Annotated in this window: 24 protein-coding genes; 3 read left to right on the plus strand and 21 right to left on the minus strand. The window is 70.3% G+C overall.

Annotated elements, in window-relative coordinates; translation table 11 throughout:
* From VGV13_22365 to VGV13_22395, 7 genes are all read right to left on the minus strand, one after another.
* A partial coding sequence (locus VGV13_22365; protein HEV8643821.1) for a hypothetical protein occupies window positions 1-326 on the minus strand: 326 nt, incomplete at its 3' end.
* Complete coding sequence (locus VGV13_22370) at window positions 323-1,090, minus strand: ABC transporter permease subunit (GenBank protein HEV8643822.1); 768 nt, start codon at window positions 1,088-1,090, stop codon at window positions 323-325. The genes VGV13_22365 and VGV13_22370, both read right to left, overlap by 4 nt.
* Window positions 1,091-1,109: 19 nt before the next feature.
* Window positions 1,110-2,090 carry an ATP-binding cassette domain-containing protein gene (locus VGV13_22375; protein ID HEV8643823.1) on the minus strand — a complete coding sequence of 327 codons (981 nt, stop codon included), beginning with the start codon at window positions 2,088-2,090 and terminating at the stop codon, window positions 1,110-1,112.
* Window positions 2,091-2,120: 30 nt separating this feature from the next.
* Window positions 2,121-2,540, minus strand: a complete 420-nt coding sequence (locus VGV13_22380) for a thioesterase family protein (protein HEV8643824.1) — start codon at window positions 2,538-2,540, stop codon at window positions 2,121-2,123.
* Between the two features lie 8 nt (window positions 2,541-2,548).
* Window positions 2,549-3,490 carry an ATP-binding protein gene (locus VGV13_22385; protein ID HEV8643825.1) on the minus strand — a complete coding sequence of 314 codons (942 nt, stop codon included), beginning with the start codon at window positions 3,488-3,490 and terminating at the stop codon, window positions 2,549-2,551.
* 4 nt (window positions 3,491-3,494) lie between these two features.
* A complete protein-coding gene (locus VGV13_22390; protein HEV8643826.1) occupies window positions 3,495-4,034 on the minus strand; it encodes a bifunctional nuclease family protein in 540 nt (179 codons plus the stop codon).
* A 100-nt stretch (window positions 4,035-4,134) separates the two neighbouring features.
* Window positions 4,135-5,325, minus strand: a complete 1,191-nt coding sequence (locus tag VGV13_22395; protein ID HEV8643827.1) for an MFS transporter — start codon at window positions 5,323-5,325, stop codon at window positions 4,135-4,137.
* 13 nt (window positions 5,326-5,338) lie between these two features.
* On the opposite strand from VGV13_22395, the gene VGV13_22400 reads away from it, so the two are divergent.
* Both VGV13_22400 and VGV13_22405 read left to right on the plus strand, forming a co-directional pair.
* A complete protein-coding gene (locus tag VGV13_22400; protein ID HEV8643828.1) occupies window positions 5,339-6,268 on the plus strand; it encodes a hypothetical protein in 930 nt (309 codons plus the stop codon).
* Between the two features lie 49 nt (window positions 6,269-6,317).
* The gene (locus VGV13_22405; GenBank protein ID HEV8643829.1) at window positions 6,318-6,707 is read left to right on the plus strand and encodes an ACT domain-containing protein; all 390 of its coding nucleotides are present in this window, start codon (window positions 6,318-6,320) and stop codon (window positions 6,705-6,707) included.
* A gap of 320 nt (window positions 6,708-7,027) precedes the next feature.
* On the opposite strand, the gene VGV13_22410 is transcribed toward VGV13_22405, so the two are convergent.
* From VGV13_22410 to gcvT, 10 genes are read right to left on the minus strand one after another with little or no spacing between them, the layout of a single operon-like run.
* Entirely contained in the window at window positions 7,028-7,390 is a 363-nt protein-coding gene (locus VGV13_22410) for an ArsC/Spx/MgsR family protein (GenBank protein HEV8643830.1), read from the minus strand.
* Window positions 7,387-8,232: a PHP domain-containing protein gene (locus VGV13_22415; GenBank protein HEV8643831.1), complete on the minus strand. Its 846-nt coding sequence runs from the start codon at window positions 8,230-8,232 to the stop codon at window positions 7,387-7,389. The genes VGV13_22410 and VGV13_22415 overlap by 4 nt, the downstream gene beginning before the upstream one ends.
* Entirely contained in the window at window positions 8,229-9,728 is a 1,500-nt protein-coding gene (locus VGV13_22420; protein HEV8643832.1) for a leucyl aminopeptidase, read from the minus strand. The genes VGV13_22415 and VGV13_22420 overlap by 4 nt, the downstream gene beginning before the upstream one ends.
* A gap of 10 nt (window positions 9,729-9,738) precedes the next feature.
* Window positions 9,739-10,179, minus strand: a complete 441-nt coding sequence (locus tag VGV13_22425) for an NUDIX hydrolase (protein HEV8643833.1) — start codon at window positions 10,177-10,179, stop codon at window positions 9,739-9,741.
* 24 nt (window positions 10,180-10,203) lie between these two features.
* Window positions 10,204-11,010: a biotin/lipoate A/B protein ligase family protein gene (locus VGV13_22430; GenBank protein ID HEV8643834.1), complete on the minus strand. Its 807-nt coding sequence runs from the start codon at window positions 11,008-11,010 to the stop codon at window positions 10,204-10,206.
* Window positions 11,007-11,477 (minus strand): ABC transporter substrate-binding protein, encoded by a 471-nt coding sequence (locus tag VGV13_22435; GenBank protein ID HEV8643835.1) that lies wholly within the window; start codon window positions 11,475-11,477, stop codon window positions 11,007-11,009. The genes VGV13_22430 and VGV13_22435 overlap by 4 nt, the downstream gene beginning before the upstream one ends.
* On the minus strand, window positions 11,464-12,936 hold the full coding sequence (gcvPB, locus tag VGV13_22440) for an aminomethyl-transferring glycine dehydrogenase subunit GcvPB (GenBank protein ID HEV8643836.1): 1,473 nt from the start codon (window positions 12,934-12,936) through the stop codon (window positions 11,464-11,466). The genes VGV13_22435 and gcvPB overlap by 14 nt, the downstream gene beginning before the upstream one ends.
* Entirely contained in the window at window positions 12,936-14,282 is a 1,347-nt protein-coding gene (gene gcvPA, locus VGV13_22445; protein HEV8643837.1) for an aminomethyl-transferring glycine dehydrogenase subunit GcvPA, read from the minus strand. The genes gcvPB and gcvPA overlap by 1 nt, the downstream gene beginning before the upstream one ends.
* Window positions 14,282-14,671 carry a glycine cleavage system protein GcvH gene (gcvH, locus tag VGV13_22450; GenBank protein ID HEV8643838.1) on the minus strand — a complete coding sequence of 130 codons (390 nt, stop codon included), beginning with the start codon at window positions 14,669-14,671 and terminating at the stop codon, window positions 14,282-14,284. The genes gcvPA and gcvH overlap by 1 nt, the downstream gene beginning before the upstream one ends.
* A 15-nt stretch (window positions 14,672-14,686) precedes the next feature.
* A complete protein-coding gene (gene gcvT, locus VGV13_22455) occupies window positions 14,687-15,787 on the minus strand; it encodes a glycine cleavage system aminomethyltransferase GcvT (protein ID HEV8643839.1) in 1,101 nt (366 codons plus the stop codon).
* 87 nt (window positions 15,788-15,874) lie between these two features.
* Between gcvT and VGV13_22460 the strand changes: the two genes are divergently transcribed.
* A complete protein-coding gene (locus tag VGV13_22460; GenBank protein HEV8643840.1) occupies window positions 15,875-16,276 on the plus strand; it encodes a response regulator in 402 nt (133 codons plus the stop codon).
* Between the two features lie 38 nt (window positions 16,277-16,314).
* On the opposite strand, the gene VGV13_22465 is transcribed toward VGV13_22460, so the two are convergent.
* From VGV13_22465 to VGV13_22480, 4 genes are all read right to left on the minus strand, one after another.
* Window positions 16,315-17,640, minus strand: a complete 1,326-nt coding sequence (locus VGV13_22465) for an aspartate aminotransferase family protein (protein HEV8643841.1) — start codon at window positions 17,638-17,640, stop codon at window positions 16,315-16,317.
* Complete coding sequence (locus VGV13_22470) at window positions 17,637-18,575, minus strand: biotin-dependent carboxyltransferase family protein (GenBank protein HEV8643842.1); 939 nt, start codon at window positions 18,573-18,575, stop codon at window positions 17,637-17,639. The genes VGV13_22465 and VGV13_22470 overlap by 4 nt, the downstream gene beginning before the upstream one ends.
* Window positions 18,572-19,291, minus strand: a complete 720-nt coding sequence (gene pxpB / locus VGV13_22475; protein HEV8643843.1) for a 5-oxoprolinase subunit PxpB — start codon at window positions 19,289-19,291, stop codon at window positions 18,572-18,574. Before pxpB ends, VGV13_22470 begins: the two co-directional genes overlap by 4 nt.
* On the minus strand, window positions 19,288-20,004 hold a 717-nt coding region (locus tag VGV13_22480; protein HEV8643844.1), incomplete at its 5' end, for a putative hydro-lyase. The genes pxpB and VGV13_22480, both read right to left, overlap by 4 nt.

A 20,004-nucleotide genomic window follows, 5' to 3' on the forward strand; every position in this document is an offset into this window, starting at 1 on the left:
CTGTGCCGCTTGCTCTCGGTGAGATCGAACCGCGTGTTGTGGCGATACGAGACCGCCTCGACGAGCCCGATGATGCCGATGAGGATCAAGACCATGACGGCGGTGTTGACGCCGTAGCGGGCCGTCCGATGCCCGAAGAACGCGCGCACGTCTTCCCAGCGTCCGCCGAGCGACACGAGGACCAGCACCACGCCGACGCCGACGACCCACCACCGCGCGCCGTACCACTCCGCGCGGCCGAGGAACGGCAGGAGCGCGCCGGCGAACAGGACGGCGATTCCGGCGTAGCCGACCCAGTCGAGGATGCGCTTCGTTCCGCCGGTCATCCCTTCCACCTTCGCGCTTCCAGCGAGCGCAGGGTCAGGAAGAGCGCCAGCGTCGTGAAGCTCAGGTAATAGATGATGTCCTTCGTATCGAGCAGGCCCTTTGCGAAGCTGTCGTAGTGCTCGATCAGCGAGAGGTGCGTGAGGACCCGGCCCCACGGCCCGCCGACATAGTCGGCGCTCCAGCCGATGACCCAGAACAGGAGCAGCACCCCGAACGTGACGATCGACGCCACGATCTGGTTCTCGGTCAAGGACGACGCGAAGAGCCCGACGGCCAGGAACGCCGCGCCGAGCAGGATCAGCCCGAGATATCCGGTGAAGAGTGGGCCCCAGTCGATCCTGGAGAACCACGCGAGCATCGCCGGATAGAGGAGCGTGCCGACGAGCATCAGCACGTAGAGCACGAGACCGGCGAGGTACTTGCCGACGAGCACCGCGCCGTCGCGCACGGGATAGGTCAGCAGGAGCTCGATCGTCCCTGACCGCCGCTCCTCGGCGAAGAGCCGCATGGTGACCATCGGCATCAGCAGGAGCAGGATCACCGTGATGTTCGAGAACAGCGGCCGGAGCACGCTGTCGGTCGTGTTGAGGTCCCGGCCCATCTGGGGATTCATCGCGGCCTGCATCGAGGCCATCGTGAAGAAGGCGAAGATGGAGTAGAAGAAGTATCCGCCGACCAGGAGGAAGATCGCGAAGACGACGTACGCGATCGGCGACGTGAAGTAGAGCCGCATCTCCTTCTTGAAGATCGGCCACACCTTCATGCCGCGCCCTCGGGGCCGCTCATGCGGCGCCCTCGCCAGCCACCGCGGCCGCTTCTTCGGGCGCCACGGCCTCCTCGCCGGCCACGATGCGAATGAACACTTCCTCGAGCGTCATGCCGACCCGCTTCAGCTCCAGGAGGCTCCACTTCTGCGCCGCCGCGAGCTGGAAGATCTCCGCGCGGACGTCGCGATCACGAGCTGATTCCACGACGAAGCTCGCCGTAGCACCGGTCGAGCCATCGGAGACCGCGGTCACGCCGGGGATCGACGAGAGCGCCACCCGCACGGCTTCCTTCGGCCCCGCGATCTCGACCTCGACGCGCGCGCTCGGGAAGAACTCCTCGACGAGCCGGTCGATCGGTCCCTGCGCCACGATCGATCCCTTGTTGATGATGATGACGCCGCTGCACACCATCGCGACCTCGGGCAGGATGTGCGTCGACAGGATCACGGTGTGCTCGCCCGCGAGCGACTTGATGAGCGCGCGGATCTCGGTGATCTGCTTGGGGTCGAGGCCGATGGTGGGCTCGTCGAGGACGAGCACGTGGGGGTCGTTGATGATGGCCTGGGCCAGGCCCACGCGCTGGCGGTAGCCCTTGGAGAGCTTGCCGATCAGCCGGCTCTGGACGTCGGTGATCAGGCACCGCTCCAGCACCTCGGCCACCCGTCGCTTGCGCTCGGAGCGCCCGACGCCCTTGACCTCGGCGACGAAATCGAGATAGTCCGCCACCCGTAATTCCGGGTAGAGCGGCACGCTCTCGGGGAGGTAGCCGATCCGGCGCCGGACCTCCATCGACTCGCTGAAGACGTCGTACCCCGCCACCCGCGCCGAGCCGCCCGAGGCCGGCATGAAGCAGGCCAGGATCCGCATCGTGGTCGTCTTCCCGGCACCGTTGGGGCCGAGAAAGCCGATGATCTCACCGGGGGCGACGCTGAACGACACGTCGCGGATCGCCGTGATAGGGCCGTAACGTTTGGTGAGGTTCTGGACTTCGATCATATGGAGCTGATCATCCCGAGCGGTTGCTCATTATACACGGCCCCCCGGCCCCTCGGGCACGACCGGCATCATCTGCTGGAGCCAGGGGGGCAGCGCGATCATCTTGCTGGTGGCCGGATCCCAGCAGGCGTGGAGCGTATATCCCGTGGCCACCGTCGTCCCCGCCGCATCGCGGACCTCGTAGCCGAAGCGGAAGGAGGCCCGCTTGCGCTCGCTCACCCAGCAGTGCACGTCCAGCAGGTCGTCGAGCCGCGCCGGCTTGACGAAGCGCGCGAGCGCCTCCACCACGGGCATGTGGATCTTCTCGTTGATGTCGGCGATCGACATGCCCTGCTGGCGGAGGTACTCGACGCGGCCCACCTCGAAGTAGGTGAGATAGTTTCCGTAGTACACGACCCTCATGCAGTCGGTGTCCCCGTAGCGGACCCGGATCTTGGTGGTCGCGATCATCGGCGGGCTTAGAGGTACTGGCCGTAGCGGATCTTCTCGACCACGCCGCGCACGCGCTTGTACCCGTCGATCGCCTCCAGCAGGTCGGCGGACGTCACCAGCGGCGCGCTCCCCTCTTTGGCGGCCCGGTGCACCTTCTCCTCCAGCGTCCGGCCGAGGATCTCCGAGATGTCCGCCCCACTCATCCCGCCCATCAGCGGCAGGATGGTGCGGTAATCGAGCGGCTCGAAGAGCGGGCGCCCGGCGCTCTTTTCCGTCCGGATTCGCATCAGGTCCAGGATCTCCTGCTGGGCGGCGGGGTCGGGCAGCGTGACCTCCACGAGGTGGTCGAGGCGACCGGGGGCCACCAGCGCCGGATCGAGGGCGTCGGTGCGGCTCGTCGCCGCCACCACCAGCACCCGCGCCGACGGGTCGATGGCGTCGAGCTTCTCGCAGAGGGCGGCGACCAGCCGGGCGCTGGCCTCGCGCGCCTGCGGTGGCGGCAGCAGGTGGTCCAGGGACAGCGCGTCCACTTCCTCCATGAGGAAGACCGCGCGCCCCTCTCCCATCGCGATCCGGAGAATCTCCTGGAGCAGCTCGCCGGTGTTCGCGCCGAACTTCGAGGTCAGGTTGAAGAGCCTCAGCCGGAAGAAGATGGCCTGGGAGGCGCCGGCCAGCGCCCGCGCCAGCATCGCCTTCCCCGTGCCCGGCGGCCCGTAGAGCAGCACGCCCTTGGGCGGTGTGATGCCCCAGTCCTTGTAACGCTCGGGATCGGTCAGGGCGGTCGTGAAGCCCCGCAGGGCGGCCTTGGCCTGCTGGAGCCCGCCCACGTCGTCGAACGACACGCCGGGACGAATCGCGGTCTCCACGCGCCCGGTGAGATCGCCGAATTTCTCGCCGAGCTTGGTGAACACGTCCTCGAGGCGCCGCTGGAGCGCCCACTGGAGATCGTCGGTGTCGAGCGGCGTCATGGCCTCAGATGTGGGGTCGGCGGGGCGCCTGCAGAGTTCCCGCCTTGTCGAAGACGCGATCCTCGACGAGGACCGGCGCCCCGGCGCGGATGGCCAGCGCGATCGCGTCCGACGGACGGGAGTCGAGCACCATCTCGCCGGCGGCGCTGGTGAGGTGAATGGTGGCGTAGTAGATGTCATCGCGCAGGTCGTTGATCACGACGCGGTTCACGGTGACCTTGAGCCGGGCGAAGAGCGCCAGGAACAGGTCGTGGGTGAGCGGGCGCGGCGGCGTCACGCCCTGCAGCGGCAGCGCGATCCCCGTGGCCTCCGCCAACCCGATGGTCATGATCAGGGTGCGCTTGTCCCGCTTGCCCTGCAACAGCACCGTCGGGGCCTGCGTGCGGGGGTCGGCGAGCACGGCCAGGACCTCCGCTTCCTGAGGACCGTTCGGCTTCGGCGTCCCCAGCTCGGCGGAATCCCGGGCGCCGCCGCTGCGGCTGGTCACGCCCGTCAGCGCGATGGTCAACAGCGCGATCATCCCGATGCGGCCACTCGTGCTCATACCGGCCACCCCCGCGACGACGGCTCGCCAGCCACGCGCCCGCGAACGCATCGCGCGCACCAGTATAAACGCTCCGTCACGACCGAGCCGGGTCAAATGCTCAAGCACGGACGAGCGGGCGTGGCCCCTCGGCGGGGAGCCGCAGGCTGAGGCCGGCGCCGCCCAGGAGGAGCGCGGTGAGGAGGCTCCACATCCGCCCGTAGCCGAGCGCGTGCGTCACGTAGCCGAAGACGAACGCGCCTCCCGCGTTGCCGACGAGAAACACGCCACTGAAGACGCCTACCACGGCCCCTCGGCGCGCCTCGGGCGCCTGATCGGCGACCAGCGCGGCCAGGCCGGGGTAGAGAAAGCCGTGGGCGCCGCCCGCCATGAGCCCGGCCAGCGCCAGGACCGGCAGCACGGGCAGCGCGCTCGTCTGCGTGGCGACGAGGCCGAGCATGGCCAGCAGCGCGGTGGCCACCACCTGCACGAACATGGACGGCACGATCACGGCGCTGCGGCCGCTCGTATCGATGAGGCGACCTCCGAAGACGCGGACGCCCATCGCCGCGCCCGCGTACGCCGTGTAGAAGAGGGCGAGCGTCGTCACGCCCAGGCTCTCGGCGAAGGTCGGCAGGAACGCGAAGATGGTGCCGGTGCCCAGGCCGAAGAAGACGGTCACGGCCATGTGGCGGTGTGCGAGATCCGCCAACCCGGCCCGGGCCCACTCCCAGCCGCTCACCGGCGGCGCCTCGGCGCGGGCCTGCTCGCGCAGCGGCCAGACCAGCACCGCCGCCACCACCGCCAGCGCCGCGCACAACGCGAAGAAGGGACGGAACCCGAAGCCGCGGATGATGGCTTCGCCGACGAGCGGCGTGAGCGCGGTGGACACCATCCCGGAGATGCCGTAGATGCCCAGCGCCCAGCCGCGGCGCTCCACCGGGACCAGGTCGATCACGTACGAGTAGTTGGCGACGAAGAAAGCGGAAAAGCCCAGGCCCTGGAGCGCCCGGACGAGGGCGAGCCAGGGGACGGTACTGACGAAGGTGGCGATGAGCGCAGAGGCCAGGACGAGGGCGACGCCTAGCAGCATGAAGGGCCGCCGCCCGGCGGCGTCGACCCAGGGACCGATGAGCGGCTGGCAGACGATGCCCACCGCGCTGTAGAGGCCCATCACGAGGCCGATCTCGATCTCGGTGCCACCGAGCCGGTCGATGTAGAGCGGCAGCAGCACGAACCCGTTCAGGCTGGCGAAGAAGAAGAAGTTGGTCACCGTCGCCCTGATGAAGGGACGGTGCGCTAGAATAGACACGAGCGATTATCGCATGGCGACGACGGAGTCGGTCCTCCGCCGCGGCATCGAACGCAGCGGCGACGAGCTGATCCTCACCCTCGATCCCGCGTTTCAGGGCCTGCCCGACACGGCCCACGGCGGCAGCGTGCTGGCCGTGTTCCACCTGCTGGCCGGCGGGAGCGGTCCGCAGACGGTGCGCGGCACCTACCGCAAGCGCGTGCCGCTGGGCGTGCCGCTGCCGCTCACGACGACGGTCGCCGACGGCGCGCTGGCCTGCACCCTTCTCGATGCCTCCAACACGACACTGGTAGAGGGTCACGTCCGCCGGCCAGGACCGGATGGGCCCTCCCAGACCCGTGTAGTGCGCGATGTCGGGGATGCCACAGAGCGGCGCGGCGCGGGTGCGCCCTCGGAGACCCCCGGGGTTTTCGTGGTCGACGAGGGCGCCCCGCGCCGCGCCAGCGCCCACCCTCTACCCGTGTCGTCGACGTGCTTCGCGTGCGGCGTCGACAACGCGCTGGGGCTGCGCGTGCGGTTGATGCACGACAACGCCGCCGTGTGGGGCACGTGGCAGCCGCGCGAGAGCTTCCGCACGGCGGAGGGCACGCTGGCGCCGGTGGTACTGACCACGCTGCTCGACGAGGCGGCCTTCTGGCTCGGCGCGCTGGCCAGCGGCGAGTCGGGCATGACGACGGAGCTGGTGGTCACGCTGCATGGCTCCGCGCCCTTCGGCTCCGCGATCACCGTGGGTGGGGCGCGCGGGGGGGCGCGGCAGCGGGGCGACGATCCGCGCTACTGGGACACCGAGGTGGCCGTGCGCGACGAGGCCGGCCGCCTGTTGGCCGACGCGCGCATCACCTTCGTCGCCGTCCGCGGCGCCGCCCGCCGCCTGGCCACCTGGCTGCTCACCACGAACCCCCCCGAGGTCGTCCGCCGCGTCTTCCCCGCCTACGCGCGCTGAGGTTGGAGTAGGATAGCCGCATCCCGAACGCTGAGGAGGAGGAACCGCCATGCCGAAGACGACCCAGCTCTCGCTGTCTCTCCGGTCCAAGCCCGGCGTCCTCGCCAACGTCGCCCGCGCGCTGGCCGACGCCGGCGTCAACATCACCGGGCTCTGCGCCGGTGAGGCGGCGGGCCGCGGAAGGATCGGGATCCTGGTCAACAACGCGGGAAAGGCCAAGCGCGCCTTGCGGGCGGCCAAGTATCGCGCCAGCGAGGAGCCGGCCTTCGTCGTGAGGCTGCGGAACAAGCCAGGGAGACTGGCGCGCGTCGCCGAGAAGCTGGCGCGTGCGCGGATCAACATCCGGTCGGCCTACGCGACGACGACCGGCCGCGGGGGGGCCACCATCGTCTTCACCGTCTCCAACCCCGCGAAAGCCCGCCGCCTCCTCGGCGGCTAGGCATCGGAGGGGGCCTCGACGGCCCCCTCCGGAACCTCCCCCCAGGATTCGGGTTGCGCCGGCGAAGCCGGCGCTCGAACCGCGGTTACTCCGACACGCACCAAAGGAGTGACGGAAGAGAGAGAAAGAGGGGCGGGGTGACTCTCCGAGACCCGTGGGTCTTTCGTGGTCGAGGAGAGTCCCGCTTCCACCCGTCCTCCGCCGCCTCCTTGCGATACGCCTGGGGCCGGTCATCCGCGCTCTGTCCGGCCAGCGTGGCGCCGGCCACCGCAGTGGTGGAGAGGGTGAAGCTGCGCCGGGAAAGCTCCATGGCGATCTCCTTAGCTGTTGACCTTTTCCGCCTCGACCCACGCCTTCCACTCGTCCGGCGTGTGGCCGAGGCTGATGCGATTCTCACTTCGAACGAGCGGGGTGCGTAGCAGGCGCGGCTCGGTCAGCGCACGCTCCAGCATCCGCTCCGGCGAGTCGCCGCTCACGTGCAGGCCGAGCGCGCGGAAGCGGGAGCTCTCGCGATTGATCAGCGCGGCGGCCCCGAACTTCTCCTGAAAGCGGCGCAGCTCACCCCGCGTAGCCGGCCGCTCCTGGAGATCGACGACGTGCACGGCGATCCGCCGCTCGGAGAAGAACCGCAGCGCCTTGCGGGTTTCCTGGCAGTCGTGGAACCCGAAGACCTGGACGTTCACGGGCTCCGCTTGGCCCGCTCGGCCCGCTCCCGCAGCTGCTCCCACGCCGGCCAGGGCACGGCCGGCGTCCCCGGCGGATTCGCACGGCCGCTCTGCGGTCCGTGATAGTCGGAGCCGCCGGTGGCGACCAGATCGAGCCGGCGGCACAGCTCGAGATAGGCCGACCTCTGCGCGGCCGAGTGCTCGGCGTAGTAGGCCTCGATGCCCATGAGCCCGGCCCCGACGAGGTCGGGGATGAGCGCGTCGCGGTCGGCGAGCCCGGGATGGGCGAATACGGGAATGCCGCGAGCCTTCCGGATCACCGCCACCGCGTCGGCGGGGGTCAGGCGCCGGCGCGGCACGCTGGCGGGCCCGTCCAATTTCAGATATCTGTCGAACGCCTCGCGCACAGACTTCACGTAGCCGCGCTTGACCATCACCTGGGCCACGTGCGGCCGGCCGGGCGAGCCCTCCTTCACGAGGGCGAAGACTTCGTCTGGATCGATGGGCAGGCCCAGCTCGGTCAGGCGCTCGGCGATGCGATGGATGCGCGCCACGCGCTCGGCGCGCTGCTCGCGCAGGAACTCCTGGAACCAGGGCGCCTGGTGCTCGACGAAGTAGCCGAGGACGTGGATCTCGGCGCCCTCGATGTCGCAGTTGATCTCCAGGCCAGGCACGATGGTGAGCGGCGGGTGCTGGGCGGCCTCGTCCAGCGCCTCGGCCAGCGCGTCAGTGGAATCGTGGTCGGTAATCGCCAGCACCTGCACGCCGTGCTCCACCGCTTTCCGCACGAGCTCTCGCGGCGTCAGCGTTCCGTCGGAGGCGGTCGTGTGCGTGTGGAGGTCGACGCGCCCGGCCGTCATGTCGTGAGGTACGCCAGGATGGTCCTCACCGCCACTCCGGTCCCGCCTTTGGGGGCCAGGGCGAGGTCCTTTTCGCTGAAGGCCGGGCCCGCGATGTCCAGGTGGGCCCACGGCGTGGTGCCCGCGAACTCCTTGAGGAAGAGCCCCGCGGTGATCGCGCCGCCTCCCCGCGGGCCGACGTTGTTGAGATCGGCCACCTCGCTCTTGAGGTGCTCGCGGTACTCCTCGATGAGCGGCAGCTGCCACACGCGCTCGCCCGCCTGCTCGGCGGCGGCCAGCAGGCGATCGGCCAGGCCCTGGTCGTTGGCGAAGAGCCCGGAGCAGAGCGGTCCCAGCGCCACCACGCAGGCGCCGGTGAGCGTGGCCAGGTCGATGATCTCCTCGGGCTTGACGCGGGCGTTCGCGTAGCAGAGCGCGTCGGCCAGCGTCAGGCGTCCCTCGGCGTCGGTGTTGCCCACCTCGATGGTCGTTCCGTTCATCGCTTTCAAGATATCGCCCGGCCGGATCGCCGAGCCCGAGGGCATGTTCTCGGTGGCGGCGATGAGCCCGTGCACCTCGACCGGCGGCTTGAGCTGGGGCAGCGCGCGCATGATCCCCAGGACGCCGGCGGCGCCCGACATGTCGTCCTTCATCCGCAGCATGCCCTCGGCGTTCTTGAGGTCGAGTCCCCCGGAGTCGAACGTGATGCCCTTGCCGATGACGGCCACGCGCTTGCGCGCGCGCCCGGGCGGCGCGTAGGTGAGGTGGATGAACTTCGGCGGCTGCTGGCTGCCCGCGGCGACGCCCAGGAAGGCGCCCATGCCCATCTTCTCGCACTCGGCGCGGTCATAGACGCGGAGCTTGAGCCGGCCCTCCTTGGCGACCTCGCCGGCGACCTGGGCCAGCTGGGTGGGATGCACCTCGTTGGCGGGCGCGTTGACGAGGTCGCGCGCGAACCACGTCGCCCGCGCGAAGACCTCACCGCTGCGCGCGCCCTCGCCGACGTCACGGCTCGCCCGGGCGTCGGGCGCCAGCACCCGCAGCTCCACCACGGCCTTCTCGGTCTTCTCGCGCTTGTAGCGGTCGAAGGTGTAGGTGCCGAGGATCGCCCCCTCGACGACGGCGTGCGCCCGCTGACGGGCCGGCAGCCGCTCCCCGAGCAGGTCCACCGCCACCGTCCGCGCTCCCAGGTCTCGGGCGCGCCGCGTCCCGGCCGCCGCCGCCCGGCGCACGATCTCGAGCGTCACGTCCTTGCCGTCGCCGAGGCCGACTATTATGACTAGCGGTGCTGGGATGACGCGGGCCGAGGGCAGGCGGCCGGCGGTGTGCACGTGGGTCACCTGACCCGCCTTGGCCTGGAACTTCTCGGCGTCGAGCACCGCCTTGATCTGGCCCTGGGCGCGGCGGTCGAGCGCGGCCAGCCCCGCCGGCAGGGCCTTGGCCTCCGCACGAAGGCCGACGATGAGCGCGTCAACCTCGGCCTCCCCCAGCGGCGTGGCAACCACCCGGACCTTCATCCCTGGGTGCTCACGAATCCTTTCGCGCGGCAACGGCGACGGCGCGGCGGATCATGTCGGCGAGCCCCTCCGTCACGTCGAGCTCCTCCACGCGCTCCACCTCTACCCAGCGGCACTCGGCGGCATCGCTGCCGGCCGAGACCCGATCGGAATCGGCGTAGGCAAAGTAGTCCACGAGCACGTAATGGTACCTGACGCGGCCCCCGGCGTCGCGCACGATGCGGTCCACCACGCCGGCGACGCCGACGACGTGGATCGTCAGACCGCACTCCTCGGTCAGCTCGCGCCGGACCGCGTCGGTCGTGGTCTCGCCCAGCTCCACCAGGCCGCCCGGCAGGCTCCACTTGCCCGCCGATGGCTGGCCCCCGCGCCGGACGAGCAGGACGCGCCCCTTGTGGAGCACGACGGCGCCGACGCCGACCCGGGGGTGATCGGGGTACTCGCGGCTCACGCGGGGCGGCTCATCGAGCGCGGCTCAGGCGGCGCCGGCGAGCCACGCCTCGCTGGCGTACTTCTTCCTGGCGAGCGCCTCGGCGCGCGCCGTCTCCTCGGGCGTGAGCCCGCCCGGGCGGAGCGTGAGCCCGTGCTCCTCCTCGAACGCGGTGGTCAGCGCCGCGGCGACGTCGTCGAACTTCGGCCGCTGACCCAGGGCCGCCTCGAGCGTCGTCAGGGTTGCCAGCGGGTCTTGCGTGGTGGGGAAGACCGCGCGGAGCCGCAGCTCGTCGACGCCGAGCAGGACCGAGCCATGCTGCAGGAAGCAGCCGCCCTGACGCCGCTGGGCGCTGCCCACGAGCTTGCGCCCGCCGATCTCGATCTCGTAACGGCCGGTGCGCGCGAAGCAGAACGCCGGGCTTGCGAGCCCGCTCGACCCGGTGACGGGAACGATCGCGGCCGGCGCGCCGAGGGCTTGGAGCCCGCGCAAGAGGGCCCGGGCGATCCACCGGTACGTCTCGAGGAGGTCTGCGGAGATCCCCAGATCGTCGTTGGAGGCGACGACGCTGTAGGTCAGCTCGCGCTCGGGGCCGTCGTGGTAGATCGCGCTGCCACCCGTGGGGCGCCGGACCAGGCCGACGCCCAGGCGCCGGCAGGCGGCGACGTCGACGGCGGCGTCGAGCCGCTGGCCGTAGCCGAGGGAGACGGTCGGCGGCTCCCAGGCGAAGAACCGGACCGTGGGCGGGGACGCTTCCGCCTGGCGGCCCCGCCACAGCGCCTCGTCGATGGCCATGTTGGTGGCGCCGTCCGTCGCTTCTGTGACGAGCAATCGCCAGGCGCGCTCACTCACCGTATCACCTGATCGGCCCGCAGTAGCAGCGATAGCGGGATCGTCAGCCCGAGCGCCTTCGCGGTCTTGAGGTTGATGACCAGCTCAAACTTCGTCGCCTGCTCGACGGGCAGATCGGCGGGCTTGGCGCCCTTGAGGATCCTGTCCACATAGCCGGCGGCGCGCCGGAACAGGTCGTGAAAGTTTGCCGCATAGGACATGAGGGCGCCGGAACCCACGACGAACTCCTTTTGGTGGTAGATCGTCGGCAGCCGCTGCTTGGCCGCGAGTTCCACGAGGCGGGTTCTGTGCGCATAGAAGAATGGTGAGGCCAAGACGACCAGGGCTCCAGCGCGATTCTTTTCCGCCTCGGCAAACGCGGTCGCGAAGATCAGGACAACGGCAAGAACGAACGCGAACAGACGGCAGCGCGGCCCGGCCGGCGGCCACGCGCGACGCTGCGTACGGCCCTGGCTACCGCTTTCCACTCCAGCGCAGGTTCGGCTCCCGGGCAGCCTTGGTCTGGTCCAAACGGCGGACGGGCGTCGTCACCGGGGCCTGGCGGATCAGCTCGGGATTGGTCTCCGCTTCCTTCGCGATCTGGATCATGGCGTCGCAGAAGGCGTCCAGCGTCTCCTTGGATTCCGTCTCGGTGGGCTCGATCATGAGCGCCTCCTCGACGATCAGCGGGAAGTACGTCGAGGGCGCGTAGAAGCCGAGGTCGAGCAGGCGCTTGGCGATGTCCATGGCGGTGACGCCGAGCTTCTTCTGGCGGCGGGCGGACAGCACGCACTCGTGCATGCAGGGCCCCGGCGCGGCGAGGTCGTAATGCGACTCCAGGCGCTTCAAGATGTAGTTGGCGTTGAGCACCGCGTTCTCGGAGACAGCGCGCAGCCCGTCGGCCCCCATGGTGCGGACGTAGGTGTAGGCCCGCACGTGCATACCGAAGTTGCCCCAGAAGGCCTGGAGCTTGCCGATCGACTTCGGCCGTTTCCAGTCGAGCGTGTAGCGCTCGCCCCGCTTGGCGATGACGGGAGTCGGCAGGAAGGGCTCGAGGTGCGCCTTGACACCGACCGGCCCCGCGCCCGGCCCCCCGCCGCCGTGGGGCGTGGTGAAGGTCTTGTGCAGGTTGAAGTGGCAGACGTCGAAGCCGAGGTCGCCGGGGCGCGCGATGCCGAGGATCGCGTTGAGGTTGGCCCCGTCCATGTAGACCTGCGCCCCCCGGGCGTGGCACATCTCGATGATCTCCACGATGCGCGGCTCGAAGTTGCCCAGCGTGTTGGGCATCGTGATCATGAAGGCGGCCACGTCGGGGCCCAAGTGGCCCTCCAGATCCAGGAGATCCACCCCGCCGTTGGCGTCCGATTTCACCTCGACGACCTGATAGCCGGCGATGGCCGTCGAGGCCGGGTTGGTGCCGTGGGCGGAGTCGGGCACCAGCACCTTCGTGCGCTTCTCGCGGTTGGCGTCGTGATAGGCCTTGATCATGAGGACGCCCGCCAGCTCGCCCTGCGCTCCCGCCGCAGGCTGGAGGGAGACGGCGTCCATGCCGGCGATCTCGGCGAGCATCGACGCCAGCTCGTGCATCAAGCGCAGCGCGCCCTGCGCGAGCGCTTGCGGTGCCAGCGGGTGCAGGCGCGCGAAGCCGGGCACCCTGGCCATGTCCTCGTTGATCTTCGGGTTGTACTTCATGGTGCAGGAGCCGAGCGGGTAGAAATGCGTGTCCACCCCGTAGTTCAGCTGGGAAAGACGCGAGTAGTGGCGCACCACGTCCAGCTCGGACACTTCGGGCAGCTCGGGGGGCGCCGGACGGAGATAGCGGGCCGGCACCGCCGCCCGAGCCGCGTCGACGGGCACGTCGGGCTCGGGCAGCGACCAGGCGATGCGGCCCGGCGCGCCCAGCTCGAAGAGCAGGCGGTCGTAGGTCGACTGGGTATCGTAGGGCATCAGGCCACCGCCTTGGCGAGCGCCTCGGCGAAGGCGTCGATCTCTTCCTTCGTGCGCTTCTCGGTGACGGCGACCAGGAGGCAGTCGGCCAGCTTACGATCGAAGGGCTTGAGCGGCACGCCGGCCAGGAAGCGGTCCCTGGCGAGCCTGGCCACCACCCGCTCGGGCGACTTCGGCAGCTTGAGCGTGAACTCCTTGAAGAAGGGAGCCCCGAAGCGCAGCGCCACGCCGGGGATGCGCGCCAGGCGCTCCGCCGCGTAGTGGGCCTTGGCCAGGCTGAGCTCCCCCACCCGGCTGAGCCCGCGCTTGCCGAGGATCGCCAGATAGATCGTGGCCATCAGCGCGCAGAGCGCGACGTTGGTGCAGATGTTCGACGTGGCCTTGGCGCGCCGGATGTGCTGCTCGCGGGTCTGCAGCGTGAGCACGAAGCCCCGGCGGCCGTCGAGGTCGACGGTGGCGCCCACGAGGCGCCCCGGCATGCGGCGCACGAACTCCTGCTTGGCCGCGAAGACGCCGAGGTAGGGCCCGCCGTACGAAAGCGGCACGCCGAGCCCCTGGCCCTCCCCCACGACGAGGTCGGCGCCCTGCTTGCCCGGCGCCTCCAGGACGCCCAGGTTGACGGGATCGGTGACCACGACGAGCAGCGCGCCGGCGGCATGGGCGATCTCGGCCGCCGAGGCGATGTCCTCCAGACATCCGTAGAAGTTCGGCGACTGCACCACCAGCGCCGCCGTCTTCGCCCCCACCAGCTTGGGGAGGGCCGCGCCGTCGAGGACGCCCTCGGGCGCGGGGACGTCGCGCAGGCGTAGCCCCGGCCCCCCGCAGTAGGTGGCGACCACCCGGCGGTAGAGCGGATTCACGCCCGCCCCGAGCACGATCTCGGTGCGTCCGGTCACCGATTGGGCCATCAGCGCCGCCTCGGCCAGCGACGAGGCGCCGTCGTAGATGGACGCGTTGGCCACGTCCATGCCGGTCAGCTCGGCGATCATCGTCTGGTACTCGTAGATCGTGCGCAGCGTGCCCTGGCTGGCCTCCGGCTGGTACGGCGTGTAGGCGGTGAAGAACTCGCCGCGCAGGATCATGTGGTTGATCACGCCGGGCACGAAGTGGTCGTACGAGCCGCCGCCGAGGAAGCACGTGTAGCCATCGGCGTCCGCGTTGGCCGCCGCCAGCCGGCGCATCTCGGCGATGAGGTCCATCTCGGCGGCGGCGCTCGGCAGGTCGAGCGGCCGCGGGAGGCGCGCCGTGGCCGGCACGCGGGCGAGCAGGGCCTCGATCGATGGCGCCCCGATCACCTCGAGCATCGCGCGCTGCTCGTCCGCCGTGTTCGAGAGGTAGCGCTGCATCAGTGGCCTTCGCTCAGGAACTGCTCGTACTGCGCCGCGGAGAGGAGCGCGTTCCACTCGTCGGGCTTCGAGGGCGCGATCACGATCATCCAGCCCTTGCCGTACGGGTCCTGGTTCACGACCTGCGGCTCGTTCGGCAGCGCCGCGTTGACCTCGACGATCTCCCCGGAGAGCGGCGCGAAGAGGTCGGACACGGCCTTCACCGACTCGACCACGCCGAACGACAGCTTGGCCGTCACCTTCGCGCCCACCTTCGGCAGCTCCACGAACACGACGTCGCCCAGCTGCTCCTGCGCGAAGGCGGTGATGCCCACGCGATACCGCTTGTCCTCGGGCTTCGCCCATTCGTGGTCCTTCGTGTACCGGAGGTCGGCTGGAACGTTCGCCATGAGTCTCCCCTACGCCTACTTCTTCACGCGCGATGGATGGAACGGCGTTTTCACCACGCGCGCCGGGCGGGCCTGCCCTCTGATTTCGACGTCGAGCACGGTACCGATCGCCGCGAGCGGCGTCTCCACGTACGCCATCGCGATCGACTTCTCGACCGACGGGCCGAACGTGCCCGACGTCACCCCGCCCACGCGGCGACCGCCGCTGAGGACGGGATAGCCGTGGCGCGCGACCGAGCGGTCGGCCATCTCGAGCCCGATGAGCCTTCGTTTCGGGCCTTCGGCGCGCACCCGCTCGATCGCCGGCTTGCCGATGAAGTCGCCCTTCGCGGGCTTCACGACCCAGCCCAGCCCCGCCTCGAGCGGGTTCGTCGTCTGATCGATGTCGTTGCCGTAGAGCGCGTAGCGCATCTCGAGCCGCAGCGTGTCGCGCGCGCCGAGCCCGATCGGCGCGACGTCGACCTTGCGGCCGGCCTCCATCAGCGCGGCCCACAGGCGCTCGGTCCCCGCCCACGGCGCGTAGAGCTCGAAGCCGTCCTCGCCGGTGTAGCCGGTCCGTGAGATGGTCGTCGCGACGCCCGCCACGGAGCCCCGGGCGAAGCGGTAGTAACCGATCGCGCGCGCGTCGACGTCGGCGAGGCCCGCGACCAGATCCTCGGCGCGCGGCCCCTGCACCGCGATCAGTCCCGTCTCCGCCGAGATGTTGCGCCAGCGCGCGCCGGCGCCGTGCGTGGTCACCCACGCCCAGTCCTTGTCGATGTTCGAGGCGTTCACGGTGACCATGAAGCGATCCGCGGCGAGCCGGTACACGGTGAGATCGTCGACGAGCCCGCCTTCGGGATACGGAAACAGCGAGTATTGCACCTGGCCGATCTCGAGCGCGGACACGTCGTTGGTGGTGAGCGTCTGCAGCGCGGCGAGCGCTCCGGGTCCCTCGACCTCGAACTCGCCCATGTGGCTCACGTCGAAGAGGCCGACGGCGCTGCGCACGCGCCGATGCTCGTCGATGATGCCGCTGTATTGCACCGGCATCTCCCAGCCGCCGAACTCGACCATCCGGGCGCCGGCTTTCACGTGGGCCGCGTAGAGGGGCGTGCGCTTCAGGGGCGTATTCACGGGCGCTCAGTAGACCACCGCGCGGCAGACGGGGTCAAGGGCCGAGGCTGCGCGATGCGGCATCGTTCTTGCTGATTGAGGAGAGTGATGCGCCGAGTACACGACGGACACGCGCTCACCGGGCTTCGGGTCCTGCTGGTCGAAGACGTGGACGACATCCGCGAGCTCCTCGCGTTCCTGCTGCGCATCGAAGGGGCGGAGGTCCGCGCCGCCGCGTCGGCGCAAGACGCGCTCGAGACGGCCGCCACGTGGACCTTCGACGTGCTCCTGACCGATCTCGGGCTGCCCGACGTGGCCGGCGACCGCCTGATCGGAGAAATTCTTGGCATGAAAGGCAGCCGCCTGCGCGTGGTGGTGATGACGGGCTTCGGCGAGCCCTATGCCGCTCGGGCCCGTCAGGCGGGCGCCGACGTCGTCTTCACCAAGCCCCTGGACTGGTCGGTGCTCCGCGCGCAGCTCGTGGAGCCCAACGAAGCGCTCGCGGCCTGACCACCCGCCTTGTAGGTTCTGCCTCCCGCGTTTCGTTCCTACCCGCGCGCGAGCACCCGCGCGAGCGCGTTGACGAAGCGATCGATGTCCTCGTCGCCCATGGCGAGGGAGCACGCGCCGAGCCCGCGCTGGCTCAGGATGATGCCTTCGTTCAGCAGTCCGAGGAACACGCGCATCGGCGCATCGGGATCCTTCGGCCGGCTCGAGCGATAGTCCGTGAGCCGCCCGGTCACCCAGTGCAGGCAGAAGAGCGAGCCCACGCCGGTCACCTGGCCCTTCTTGCGCGTCGCCTCGAGCAGCCGGGTGATGCCGCCACGGAGCCGTTCGCCCAGCACGTCGAGCCGCTCGTACGCCTCCGGCGTCAGCGCCTGCAGCGTCGCGAGTCCCGCGGCCATGGTCGGCGGGTTGGCGTTGAACGTGCCCCCGTGCCCGATGCGCGCACCGCCCTTGCGGGGATCGTACGCGGCCATGATGTCGGCGCGGCCGCCGAACGCGCCCACGGGCAGGCCGCCGCCGATGATCTTGCCGAGCGTCGTGAGGTCGGGGGTGACACCGAACTTCTCCTGCGCGCCCCCTCGTGCAATGCGGAACGAAATCACCTCGTCGAAGATGAGCACGATGTTGTGCCGTGCCGTGACTTCACGAAGTCTCTCGAGGAACCCGGGCTGTGGCGGAAGAATTCCTCCGATTCCCAGGAGCGGATCGACGAGCAGGCCCGCGAGGTTCGCGGCCTCCTTCTCGAGGATCTTCTCGCACGCGTCCGCGTCGTTCCACGGCAGCACGACGACGTGCTTCATCACGGCGGGCGGCAGCCCCGCCGACGAGGGGATCGCCTTGGGGCTCGTGCGGCTGCCGGAGGCCTTGACGGGCGGGCTGACGCTCACGAGCGCCCAGTCGTGCGTGCCGTGGTACGCGCCCTCGAACTTCGCGATCTTCGCGCGGCCCGTGAACGCGCGCGCGACCCGCACCGCGTTCATCGTGGCCTCCGTGCCGGAGTTCGTGAACCGCAGCGTCTGCATCGACGGAATGCGGCGCGTGAGCTCGGCGGCGAGCGCGATCTCGCCCTCGGTCGGTCCCGGGAACGAGAGGCCGCGCTCGGCGACCTGCTGGACGGCCTTGATCACCTCCGACGGCGCGTGCCCGAGGATCAGGCTCGTGTAGTTGCCGTTGAAGTCGAGCCGGTCGTTGCCGTCCGCATCCCAGACGTGGGCGCCCTGCCCGCGCTCGATGTAGAACGGATACGGGTCGAAGAAGGTGGTCGTGCGGCTGTTGCCGCCGGGCATGACCGCCGTCGCCTCCTCGTGCAGCGCCCGGGAGCGCCCTGTCTTGCCGACGTACTCGCTCTGCTCGCGTTCCACGCTCATGGCTTCTCCTCCCTCACCGCCCGTGCGAGGAACGCCGCGTCCTCTCGCAACAGGTGGTGAGCTTCCGCGACGTCGATCGCGCGGAAGGTCAGCCGCTGGCCTGGCTTCACCTGGCCGAGCCGTGCGATGTCGATCGAACACACTGTCGCCACCTTCGTGTACCCACCCGTCGATTGCCGGTCAACCAGCAAGACGATCGGCTGCCCGTCGCCGGGCACCTGGATGCCGCCGAGCGGAATGCCGTCCGAGATGATGTCGTGCCCCCGCACATGGCCGATGCGGGGGCCGCGCAGCCGCGCGCCCATGCGATCGGACTGCGGCAGCATCTCGTACGCGCCGCCGAGCAGCGCCGCGATGCCGTCCTCGGTGAAGCGATCGGCCTGCGGTCCGAGCACGACGCGGATCTGCGGCTCGCCGACGAAGTCGGGAATGGATCGGGGGTCGACCGTACGCCGCCGCTCTGGCGCCGATGCCGGCCCGGACTTCAGAACATCGCCGGCGCGCACGCCGCGCCCCTCCACGCCGCCCAGGCGACCGCGGATGTACGTGGCGCGTGAGCCGAAGACGACCGGCACGTCGATCCCTCCCGAGAATGCGATGTAGCTGTACACCCCCGCCTTCGGGGCGCCGACGCGGACCTGGTCGCCCGGGCGGAGCACGATCGTCGTCCACCCCGGCGCCGGTTCCCGATTCACCGTCACCGGGGCCGGGGCGCCCGTCACGGCGATCGCGCAGGCCTCGTCGACCTCGAAGCGCGGCCCCATGTACGTGCACTCGAGCGCGGCCGCCGTGTCGTCGTTGCCGACGAGCCGATTGGCGATCGCGAACGCCCGTCGGTCCACCGGTCCCGAGGGCGGGATGCCGTAGCGCAACTGCCCGAAGCGACCCCGGTCCTGCACGGTGGTGAGCGGTCCCGGCTCGAGGATGCGGATCATTTGGACTCGCGGGCTCCCGGGCTCCCGTCCGCTCGCTCGGGTGCAGAGGCGGCGATGCGGTCGAACTCCGCGCGGCCGATCGCGACGAAGCGCACGCGATCGCCGGCGCGCAGGAGGGTCGGCTCGGCGGCGGCGGGATCGTAGAGCTTGAGCGGCGTGCGGCCGAGCACCCAGAAGCCCCCCGGGCTCTCCAGCGGATAGATGCAGCACTGCGTGCCGCCGATCGAGACGCTGCCGGGTGGCGTCTTCGTCCGCGGCGTGTCGAGACGCTTGATCGTGAGCCGGTCCGGCAGATCCATGTACGGCAGGCCGGGCGCGAAGCCGATGAAGTACACGAGGTATTCGGCCGCCGTGTGGAGACGGACCAGCTCGGCGGGCGTGAGCGCGAGCCGCTCGGCGGCGCCGGCGAGGTCGAAGCCGAGCTCGGGATCGTCGTAGCAGCACGGGATCTCGACGTGGCGCGGAGACGGGAGCACGGCGCTCTCGGTCTGCGCGGCGAGCCCGCGCAGCGCCTCGCACAGCGTCTCGTACGCCGTGACGGCCGGGTCGTAGTAGACGAGCAGCGCGCGATAGCCGGGGACGGTCTCGACCACGCCGGGGACGCCCTTCTGCTGGATGAGGTACTCGAGGGCGCGGACGCGCGTGTTGATCTCGACGCTGATCTCCTCGGCGAACTCCACCGAGAGCGCGAGATCGCCCGCGGGAACGAATCTCAAAACGCCGCGAGCGACGAGTTCGGCACGTCCGTGATGAACATGTGGCCGGGGCTGTGCGTGATCATGAACGGCGGCTTGGATGCGAGCGCGACGGCCTGCGGCGTCACCCCGCACGCCCAGAACACCGGCACGTCGCCGGGGCCGAAGTGCTGCGGATCGCCCCAGCGCGGCGTCGCCACGTCGTCGATCCCGATCTGCTTCGGGTCGCCGATGTGGACCGGCGCGCCGTGCGCGTTGGGGAAGCGCGCGCTCGCGGTCACCGCCTTCGACAGCTGCGCGGCGGGGATCGGACGCATCGACACCACCATCGGACCATGGAAGGCGCCGGCGGGGCGGCATTCGACCGACGTCGGCCACATCGCCACGTTCTTGCCGTGCTTCACGTGCCAGAGGTCGATGCCGGCCTCGAGCAGCGCCCACTCGAAGGTGAACGAGCAGCCGAGCAGGAACGCCACGAGGTCGTCGCGCCAGTACGGCGTCACGTCGGCGACCTCGTCCGCCAGCACCCCGTCCTTGTAGATACGGTACCGCGGGATGTCGGTTCTGAGATCCGCGCCGGGCGCCACGCCGACGGGCTCGGCGGAGCCCACGTCGGTGACCTCGATCAGCGGGCACGGTCGCGGGTTGCGCTGGCAGAAGAGCAGGAAGTCGTACGCCTGCTCCCTGGGCAGCACCGCGAGGTTCGCCTGCACGAAGCCCTCGCCCATGCCGGC

Source organism: Candidatus Methylomirabilota bacterium (genome assembly GCA_036001065.1).
Taxonomy (GTDB): Bacteria; Methylomirabilota; Methylomirabilia; order Rokubacteriales; family CSP1-6; genus MNEF01.

Bases quoted from the DNA above. Each gene is read 5' to 3' on its own strand.
- VGV13_22405 (HEV8643829.1), top strand. From the start codon at position 6,318: ATGCCGAAGACGACCCAGCTCTCGCTGTCTCTCCGGTCCAAGCCCGGC.
- VGV13_22465 (HEV8643841.1), bottom strand. From the start codon at position 17,640: ATGAGCGTGGAACGCGAGCAGAGCGAGTACGTCGGCAAGACAGGGCGC.
- VGV13_22470 (HEV8643842.1), bottom strand. From the start codon at position 18,575: ATGATCCGCATCCTCGAGCCGGGACCGCTCACCACCGTGCAGGACCGG.
- VGV13_22380 (HEV8643824.1), bottom strand. From the start codon at position 2,540: ATGATCGCGACCACCAAGATCCGGGTCCGCTACGGGGACACCGACTGC.
- gcvPB (HEV8643836.1), bottom strand. From the start codon at position 12,936: ATGCCCTACGATACCCAGTCGACCTACGACCGCCTGCTCTTCGAGCTG.
- VGV13_22390 (HEV8643826.1), bottom strand. From the start codon at position 4,034: ATGAGCACGAGTGGCCGCATCGGGATGATCGCGCTGTTGACCATCGCG.
- VGV13_22420 (HEV8643832.1), bottom strand. From the start codon at position 9,728: ATGAAGGTCCGGGTGGTTGCCACGCCGCTGGGGGAGGCCGAGGTTGAC.
- VGV13_22385 (HEV8643825.1), bottom strand. From the start codon at position 3,490: ATGACGCCGCTCGACACCGACGATCTCCAGTGGGCGCTCCAGCGGCGC.
- VGV13_22400 (HEV8643828.1), top strand. From the start codon at position 5,339: ATGGCGACGACGGAGTCGGTCCTCCGCCGCGGCATCGAACGCAGCGGC.
- VGV13_22375 (HEV8643823.1), bottom strand. From the start codon at position 2,090: ATGATCGAAGTCCAGAACCTCACCAAACGTTACGGCCCTATCACGGCG.
- gcvH (HEV8643838.1), bottom strand. From the start codon at position 14,671: ATGGCGAACGTTCCAGCCGACCTCCGGTACACGAAGGACCACGAATGG.
- VGV13_22415 (HEV8643831.1), bottom strand. From the start codon at position 8,232: ATGACGGCCGGGCGCGTCGACCTCCACACGCACACGACCGCCTCCGAC.
- gcvPA (HEV8643837.1), bottom strand. From the start codon at position 14,282: ATGCAGCGCTACCTCTCGAACACGGCGGACGAGCAGCGCGCGATGCTC.
- VGV13_22460 (HEV8643840.1), top strand. From the start codon at position 15,875: ATGCGCCGAGTACACGACGGACACGCGCTCACCGGGCTTCGGGTCCTG.
- VGV13_22370 (HEV8643822.1), bottom strand. From the start codon at position 1,090: ATGAAGGTGTGGCCGATCTTCAAGAAGGAGATGCGGCTCTACTTCACG.